This is a genomic window from Chloroflexus sp., assembly GCF_034435895.1.
In the GTDB taxonomy this organism is placed as follows: domain Bacteria; phylum Chloroflexota; class Chloroflexia; order Chloroflexales; family Chloroflexaceae; genus Chloroflexus.
In genome coordinates, this window is the sequence record NZ_DAOTWH010000084.1 from 1 (window position 1) to 9013 (window position 9013).

The window sequence follows — 9013 nt, forward strand, 5'->3', positions numbered from 1 at the left end:
ACCCCCTCTCCCGCCGTCAGGCGGGAGAGGGGGAGCCGCGTGCGTGGCGGGTGAGGCATCGCTAGTGCGGAACGCAGTCGCGCCCCTCTCCCACTGGTGTAGGAGAGGGGGCGGGGGTGCGGGCCTCCCCTTCCCCAGCGGGGGAGGGGTAAGGGGTGGGGGCCACATCCTGTCATGGTATACTACCTACAACAAGATTCAGACTCGCTTCAAAACCTCCTTGATCTTTTCGCAATTACGTGGTATCATTGTCATTCGCGATCTATAAGATGCGCGCCGACAAGCGTAGCACGATGGCAGGATGTCCCCGTGCGGGGCGGAACGAATATTGAACAGCGAACGAGACGTGTGCCAGTCTGCCGGTAACCCGCTGAAGGGAGAGCGGCAGGATGGCTGTTTCTGTTTTTTTGACGAAACTGGTTGCCACGGAGCGCCATGAGCCCACCTATAAGTGATAGAGGAGAGGTGCGTATGCCCCCGTTGATTGAGAGCGTGGTCCTTCAGCCGCTGATCGCCCCGATCGACCCGGGCGCCGATGGTCGCCGGTCGCGCCGGATCGAGCGCCGTTCCTTTGCCCGGATTAAGGACGCGATTGATCTGCCGTTGCTGATCGAAACCCAACTCAAAAGTTTTGAATGGTTCAAACGCGAGGGGCTGCGCGAACTCTTCGATGAGATCTCGCCGATTACGGATTTTACCGGCAAGAATCTTGAGCTCCACTTTCGCGATTATACCTTCGGCGAGCCGCGCTACGACGAGTTCGAGTGCCGTGAACGCGATCTGACTTATGCCGCGCCGCTGCGGGTGCGGGTCGAATTGCGCATTCTCACCACCGGCGAAATTAAGGAGTCTGAGATCTTTCTCGGCGACTTCCCGATGATGACCGATAACGGCACCTTTGTCTACAACGGGGCCGAACGGGTGGTGGTGTCGCAGTTGATCCGCTCGCCCGGCGTCTATTTCAAAGATGAGAAGGATCCGACCAGTGGCCGTGCATTGCATACGGCCAAGCTGATCCCGAACCGAGGCGCATGGCTCGAATTCGAGACCAATAAGCGCGATGTGATTAGTGTCAAGGTTGATCGCAAGCGCAAGATTCCGGTCACGATTCTGCTGCGCGCGATTAGCGCATGGCTGGCCGAAGAAGATGGCAGCGGGCGCTGGGCGCCAGACAATGAGCTAGATAAGTATGGACACAACGACCAGTTGATCGAGCTGTTCCGCCAGGTTGATACGGTGGCCGAGCACCCGTATATTCAGGCGACGCTCGATAAGGATCCGTCGCGCAACGCGAAAGAGGCGCTGCTTGAGTTGTACAAGCGCTTGCGCCCCGGCGATCCGCCGACGCTTGAGAATGCGCGTTCGTTGATCGAGTCGCTGCTGTTTAACCCGCGCCGCTACGATCTGGCGAAGGTGGGCCGCTATAAATTGAACAAGAACCTCTGGGAGCGCGATGCCCGCCGCGATGGCGCAAAGGCGCCCGAACTGAGCGTGCGGGTGCTGTTGCCGCGCGATATCTTCCGCATTGTCGAGCAGATGATTTTGCTCAACAATGGTCACGGCCGCCCCGATGACATTGACCATCTCGGCAATCGTCGCGTGCGCACCGTTGGCGAGTTGATCCAGCAGCAGTTCCGCGTTGGTCTGCTCCGCCTCGAGCGGGTGGTCAAAGAGCGTATGTCGCTGCAAGAGCCGGCCAGTGCGACTCCGAACGGGCTGGTGAATATCCGGCCAGTGGTGGCAGCGATGCGCGAGTTCTTTGGCGGCTCGCAGTTGAGCCAGTTTATGGATCAGACCAACCCGCTGGCGGAGCTGACCAATAAGCGCCGCTTGTCGGCTCTCGGCCCCGGCGGTCTCTCGCGCGATCGGGCCGGCTTTGAAGTGCGTGACGTGCATCACTCGCACTATGGCCGCATCTGCCCGGTTGAAACGCCGGAAGGCCCGAACATCGGTCTAATTGGCACGATGTCCACCTTCGCCCGCGTCAACGAGATGGGCTTCCTCGAGACGCCGTACCGCAAGGTGTACAACAGCGTCGATAACGCGCAGGTCTGGAAAGAGAAGGGCGTGTTGCTGCGCGATGTGCGCGATCTGCGCACCGGCGAGCTGATTGCGGCGAAGGGGACGCGGGTTGATGACCAGATTGCCCGCCAGATTACGATCGGGCTGCTACGCGGCCAGATTCTGCGTGAGGATATTGTCGATCCCGATACCGACGAGGTGATCGCCGAGGCTGGCGCCGAGATTAACCGCGCTTTGGCCGAGCGGATTGTCGCATTGCCGATTAAGCATATCAAGATCCGCCCGGTGGTGTCGCAAGAGGTCGATTATCTCAGCGCCGATGAGGAAGACCGCTTTGTGATTGTGCAGGCCAATGCGCCACTTGATGAACATAATCGCTTCCTCGAAACGACCGTCTCGTGCCGCTTTGGTGAGGATTTCGTCACCGAGCGGGTTGAGCGGGTGGATTATATGGACGTGTCGCCCAAGCAGGTGGTGAGCGTCTCGACCTCGCTCATCCCCTTCCTTGAGCACGATGACGCTAACCGCGCGCTGATGGGATCGAACATGCAGCGGCAGGCGGTGCCGTTGCTGCGGCCCGATGCGCCGATCGTCGGTACCGGGATGGAGTACCGCGCCGCTCGCGATAGCGGTCAGGTAGTGGTCGCGCGCCGCGATGGCGTCGTGGTCAGCGCCACCAGCAGCCGGATCGTGGTGGAAGAGGACGACGGTACCCAGACCGAGTATCGCTTGCGCAAGTTTATGCGCAGCAACCAAGACACCTGCATTAACCAGCGTCCGGCAGTGGTGCGCGGGCAGCGGGTGCGGGCTGGTGAGGTGATCGCCGATAGCTCGAGCACCGATCAAGGTGAACTGGCCCTCGGCCAAAATGTGTTGGTGGCCTATATGCCGTGGGAAGGCGGTAACTTCGAGGACGCGATCCTTGTCAGCGAGCGGCTGGTGCGCGAAGATATCTTCACCTCGATCCATATCGAGAAGTACGAGGTGGAGGCGCGCGATACCAAACTTGGCCCCGAAGAGATTACCCGCGATATTCCTAATGTCGGCCAAGAGAGCCTGCGCAATCTCGATGAGCGCGGCATTATCTACATCGGCGCCGAGGTGCAGTCCAACGATATCTTGGTCGGTAAGATTACGCCGAAGGGCGAGACCGATCTGACCGCGGAAGAGCGGCTGCTGCGCGCGATCTTCGGCGAGAAGGCGCGTGAGGTGAAGGATAGCTCGCTGCGGGTGCCCAACGGCGTGCGCGGCAAGGTGATCGATGTCAAGGTCTTCTCGCGCAGCGAGGGCGCTGAGCTGCCGGTCGGCGTCAATCAGACTGTGCGCGTGCTGCTCTGCCAGAAGCGCAAGATCAGCGCCGGCGACAAGATGGCCGGTCGTCACGGCAACAAGGGTGTAGTGTCGCGAGTGCTGCCAATCGAGGATATGCCTTTCTTGCCCGATGGCCGCCCGGTGGACATCATCCTCAACCCGATCGGTGTGCCGTCGCGTATGAATATCGGCCAGATTCTCGAAACCCACCTCGGTTGGGCTGCTGCTCGCCTTGGCTTCCGCGTCGCTACGCCGGTGTTCGATGGCGCGCACGAGGAACAGATCAAAGACCTGCTGGTGCAGGCCGGCTTGCCCGCCGACGGCAAGGTGACGCTCTACGACGGGCGCACCGGCGAGAAGTTCGATCATCCGGTGACAGTCGGCTATGCCTATATGCTCAAGCTGGCCCACCTTGTCGAAGATAAGATCCATGCCCGTTCGACCGGCCCCTACAGCCTCGTGACCCAGCAACCGCTCGGCGGTAAGGCCCAGTTCGGCGGTCAGCGCTTCGGTGAGATGGAGGTGTGGGCGTTGGAGGCATACGGGGCGGCTTACACCTTGCAAGAGATGTTGACGGTGAAATCCGACGATGTGGTTGGCCGCGTCAAGACCTACGAGGCGATCGTGAAGGGCGAGCCGATCCAAGAGGCTGGCGTGCCCGAAAGCTTCAAGGTGCTGATCAAGGAGCTGCAAAGCCTTGGTCTCAGCGTCGAGGTGTTGAGCGCCGATGAGAAGCCGGTTGAGCTGAGCGATGATCTCGACAGCGACATCGGCGCGCTCGAAGGCATCAACCTGAGCGGCATGGAGCGCGGCGAGTTCTAACCACGACCCCATCCGGGCGGCGGTATTCCCCGTCGCCCGGCCACGCCGAACAAAACGGATCTGACCCAATAGCTGCGCCAACGCGGGCCAGCCGCGCTGGGCGCGTGGAGTCTGGCGGTACGCTTCCGCTACAGGAGTAAGCCCACATGCTGGAAATTAACGACTTCAACGCCATTCGGATCAGTCTAGCCTCGCCTGAGGATATCCGATCGTGGTCGCACGGCGAAGTCACCAAGCCTGAAACGATCAATTACCGCACGCTTAAGCCTGAGCGCGATGGCTTGTTTTGCGAACGCATCTTTGGCCCGACCAAAGACTGGGAGTGCTTCTGCGGCAAGTACAAGCGCGTGCGCTACAAGGGCGTCGTCTGCGATAAGTGTGGCGTCGAGGTGACGCGGGCGAGGGTGCGCCGCGAGCGCATGGGTCATATCAATCTGGCCTCGCCGGTCAGCCACATCTGGTTTGTCAAAGGCACGCCGTCACGGCTCGGCCTGCTGCTTGACATTTCGCCGCGCAACCTCGAGCGCGTGCTCTACTTCGCCTCGTACATCATCGTCGAGGTGAAAGAGGACATGTTGCAGGTGGCGCGCGAGATGATTCAGGAAGAGTACGCCGCCCGCCGCGAGAAGATCCAGCGCCAAGCCGAAGAGAAGCGGATCGAGCTGAGCACCCAGCTCACCCAAGATCTCGGCGGTATGGAGACGGCTCAGCGCAGCACGCAGCGCCAGATCGAAGAGGAGTACCGCCGGTTGCGCGATGAGATCGCGAATGAGGCCGAGCGGCTGCGCGAGCGGTTGGAAGAGATGAGCGGCACCCTCGCCGACGAAGATATTATCTTCCGCGGTGTGACAGTGGTCGAAGAGGGTGAGCCGATTAACGACAATACCCTCGACCAGCTCGACGAATTGGTTGAGCAAGAGCTTGAGGCGCTCGAAGAGCGCCGCCGCCGCGATCTGGCCGATGCCGAGATGTTGACCGACGCCGAGCGCGAGCGCAAGGCGTATGAGGCGACCCAAGAGCAAGAGCGGCTGCAAGAGCGGCTTCAGCGCGAGCTTGATAACCTCGTGCGCGAAGAGAAGGAGAAGCTCGAACAGCTCAATAATCTCAAGATGGGCCGGATCATCACCGAGACCGAGTATCGCCAGTTGCGCGATATTGCCCCCGGTGTCTTCCGCGCCGATATGGGCGCCGGTGCGGTGCGGGAATTGATCGAGCGCACTGTGAATCTCGAAAAGCTGGCTGAGGAACTGCAAATGGAGGTGCAGACCTCGCAGGGCCAGCGCCGCAAGAAGGCGACCAAGCGCCTGCGCGTGGTCGAGGCGTTCCGCAAGAGCGGCAATCGCCCTGAATGGATGATCCTCACCGTGCTGCCAGTGATCCCGCCTGACCTGCGCCCGATGGTGCAGCTCGACGGTGGTCGCTTTGCCACCAGTGACCTGAACGATCTCTATCGCCGGGTGATCAACCGCAACAACCGGCTCAAGCGGCTGATCGAACTCAATGCGCCCGAAATCATCGTGCGCAACGAGAAGCGTATGCTGCAAGAGGCGGTTGACGCGCTGATCGACAACGGTCGCCGCGGGCGCGCTGTGAGCGGCAAGGGTAAGCATCGTCTCAAGAGCTTGAGTGATATGCTCAAGGGCAAGCAGGGCCGTTTCCGCCAGAACCTGCTTGGCAAGCGGGTGGATTATTCGGGCCGCTCGGTGATCGTGGTCGGGCCGAACCTGCAACTGCACCAATGCGGTCTGCCCAAGAAGATGGCGCTGGAGCTGTTTAAGCCGTTTGTGATGCGCCGGCTGGTCGAGCGGGGTGTGGCCCACAATATCAAGAACGCCAAGCGCGCCGTCGAACGTGTCCGCCCCGAAGTGTGGGACGCGCTCGAAGAGGTGATTAAAGACTATCTGGTGCTGCTCAACCGCGCGCCGTCGTTGCACCGGCTCTCGATTCAGGCCTTTGAGGCCAAGCTGATCGAGGGGTCGGCCATCCAACTGCACCCGCTCGTCTGCGCCGCGTTTAACGCCGACTTCGACGGCGACCAGATGGCGGTACACGTGCCGCTTTCGCGCAAGGCGCAGGAAGAGGCTCGCACCCGCATGCTGAGCAAGTATAACCTGCTCAGCCCGGCCCACGGCGAACCGATCATTACCCCCTCGCAAGACATCGTGCTCGGGTGCTACTACTTGACGATGGTGCGCGATGGCGCGAAGGGGTCGGGCAAGCGCTTCGCTTCAATCGACGAAGCCATGCTGGCCTACGAGAAGGATCTGGTTGATATTCAAGCGCCGATCTGGATCCGGATGAACGGCGCCATCTCAGGCAAGAGCGACCGTCCAGTGCGCGAGCTGCCCTCTGCCGCTGACGGAACGCCGCGCATGGTGATTGAGACGACCATCGGGCGGGTGTTGCTCAATAACGAGTTGCAAACGCCGCTGCGCTTCCGCAATCGCCTGATCGACAAGAAGGGTCTCAAGGAGATCATCGCCGATTGCTACCAGTACTACACCAATCTGCGCAACCTGAGCGAAGAGCAGCTCAACGAGGTGCGCGCTTCGCACGGCAATAAGCACGTGCAAGAATTGGCCCGCATCTACGGGTCAGAGATGACCGCACAGCAGGCCGACCGGATCAAGGCGCTCGGCTTCCGCTATGCAACCCTCGGCGGTATGACCATCGGCATTGACGACATCGAAGTGCCGGCCAAGAAGTACGACATTGTGCGTGAGGCCGAGCAATTGGTCGCCGATGTCGAGAAGCAGTTCCGCCGCGGTCTGATCACCGAAGAGGAGCGCTACCAAGAGGTGGTGCGGATCTGGCAAGAGGCGACCAAGCAGACGATCGCCGCCGTGAAGGAGAATCTCAACCCCTTCGGCCCGGTGGCGATGATGTCAACCTCAGGCGCGCGCGGTAACATTAACCAGATCTCGCAGATGGCCGGTATGCGCGGCTTGATGTCTGACCCGACTGGCCGGATCATCGAGTTGCCGATTAAGGCCAACTTCCGCGAGGGCCTCTCGGTGCTCGACTACTTCGTCTCGACCCACGGCGGACGCAAGGGTTTGGCTGACACCGCGCTGCGTACCGCTGACGCCGGTTATCTCACCCGCCGGTTGGTGGATGTGGCACAGGATGTGATCATCACGATCGAAGACTGCGGCACCGAAGAGGGCTTGTGGCTCCACAGCGCCGACGATAGCGAGCTGATGGAGAAGTTGCAAGTGCGTATGTTGGGCCGCATCCTCGCTGCGCCGATCTATTACAAGACGACCGGCGAACTGATCGCCGATCGCAACACCGAGATTGATGAAGAACTGGCCGCTGTGATCATGGCTTCCGGCCAAGAGTCGGTGTTTGTGCGTTCGCCATTGACCTGCCAAGCTGAGCATGGTTTGTGCCGGCTCTGCTACGGGCGCAACCTCGCCACCGGCAAGCTGGTTGAAATCGGTGAAGCGGTTGGCATCATCGCTGCCCAATCGATCGGCGAGCCGGGCACCCAGCTCACGTTGCGCACCTTCCACACCGGTGGCGTGGCATCTGCCGACGACATCACGCAGGGTCTGCCCCGCGTGCAAGAGATCTTCGAGGCCCGCGTGCCGAAGGGCAAAGCGCTGCTGGCCGAGATCGACGGCGTGGTGCAGATCGTGCGCGACGAAGAAGGCGTTCGCACCATCCGCATCGTCTCGACCGATGTCTACACCGACGAGTATCCGCTGGGGCGCGGCTTTACGCCAACCATTGAGCACGAGAGCGATGTCTACGAAGGGCAGGTGATCGCCGAAGGGCCAAATGGCGCGCAGATCGTCGCTCGCCTCACCGGTAAAGCCTTCATCCAACCTGACCGGATCGTCGTCAGTCAGGAAGATCGCGAAGAGCGCGAGCTGGTAGTGCCGCACAATGCCCGCATCCGGGTGGAAAACGGCGAGCGGGTGATGGCCGGCCAGCAGTTGACCGACGGTAGCGCCAATCCGCAAGAGCTGCTCGAATTACAAGGTCGCGAGGCGGTGCAACGCTATCTGGTCAACGAAGCGCAGAAGGTCTACCGCTCGCAAGGCGTGAACATCAACGACAAGCACATCGAAGTGATTGCGCGCCAGATGCTGCGCCGGGTGCGGATCGAAGAGCCGGGTGACACCGGCCTGTTGCCCGGTGAGCTGATCGACAGCACCGAGTTCCGCCGCCTCAACAACGACATCGTCAGCCAAGGCGGCGATCCGGCGACGGCGGCGACGGTGTTGCTGGGCATTACCAAAGCCTCGCTCAACACTGACAGCTTCCTCTCGGCAGCCTCGTTCCAAGAGACGACTCGGGTGCTGACCGATGCCGCTATTCAGGGCAAGGTCGATTACCTGCGCGGCTTGAAGGAGAATGTTGTTATCGGCAAGCTCATCCCAGCCGGCACCGGCATCGAGAAGCGGCTGGAGCGCCCGCACGAGGATCTGATCAGCGAGATGGCGCGTATGCTCGAAGAGGTGCAGCAGCCTGAGGAGAAGCCGGCAGAAGCGCCGCGCGCCGCCCAATTGCCGGACAAGAACGGTCACGCGACGCCGGAGAGCGACAACGATGCCCTATTGCGGGCGCGGCTGGAAGCGCTGTTGTCGGGTGATGGCGACCACGATGAGCCGGAGGACGACGAGGAAGATTTGCTGTCGTAAGCGTGACGTGCACCGCCATTGGCGGTAGCAGCGGTAGGGGGAAGGGCGACATTGCACGCCCTTTCCCCTTTTTGCTGACTGGTCTCCTCCTGTCATTGCGAGGGAGTGGCGGCGCCCAGCCCGGCTAGGTGCCGCCCGCCCGAAGCAATCTCCTGCGGCAGCGGGTAAGATGCCTTGGAGAGTTATGATGGGCCGGTAAGGCCATGCCT

Annotated in this window: 2 protein-coding genes; both read left to right on the forward strand. The window is 61.2% G+C overall.

Going from position 1 to position 9013, the window contains the following annotated elements:
- The first annotated feature begins 471 nt into the window (after positions 1 to 471).
- Positions 472 to 4155 carry a DNA-directed RNA polymerase subunit beta gene (locus U9R81_RS05085; RefSeq protein ID WP_322494433.1) on the forward strand — a complete coding sequence of 1228 codons (3684 nt, stop codon included), beginning with the start codon at positions 472 to 474 and terminating at the stop codon, positions 4153 to 4155.
- Positions 4156 to 4301: 146 nt separating this feature from the next.
- Positions 4302 to 8804 carry a DNA-directed RNA polymerase subunit beta' gene (gene rpoC, locus U9R81_RS05090; RefSeq protein WP_322494434.1) on the forward strand — a complete coding sequence of 1501 codons (4503 nt, stop codon included), beginning with the start codon at positions 4302 to 4304 and terminating at the stop codon, positions 8802 to 8804.
- Positions 8805 to 9013 lie beyond the last annotated feature (209 nt).

Coding starts and splice junctions, on each gene's coding strand:
- U9R81_RS05085 (WP_322494433.1), top strand. CDS start 472: ATGCCCCCGTTGATTGAGAGCGTGGTCCTTCAGCCGCTGATCGCCCCG.
- rpoC (WP_322494434.1), top strand. CDS start 4,302: ATGCTGGAAATTAACGACTTCAACGCCATTCGGATCAGTCTAGCCTCG.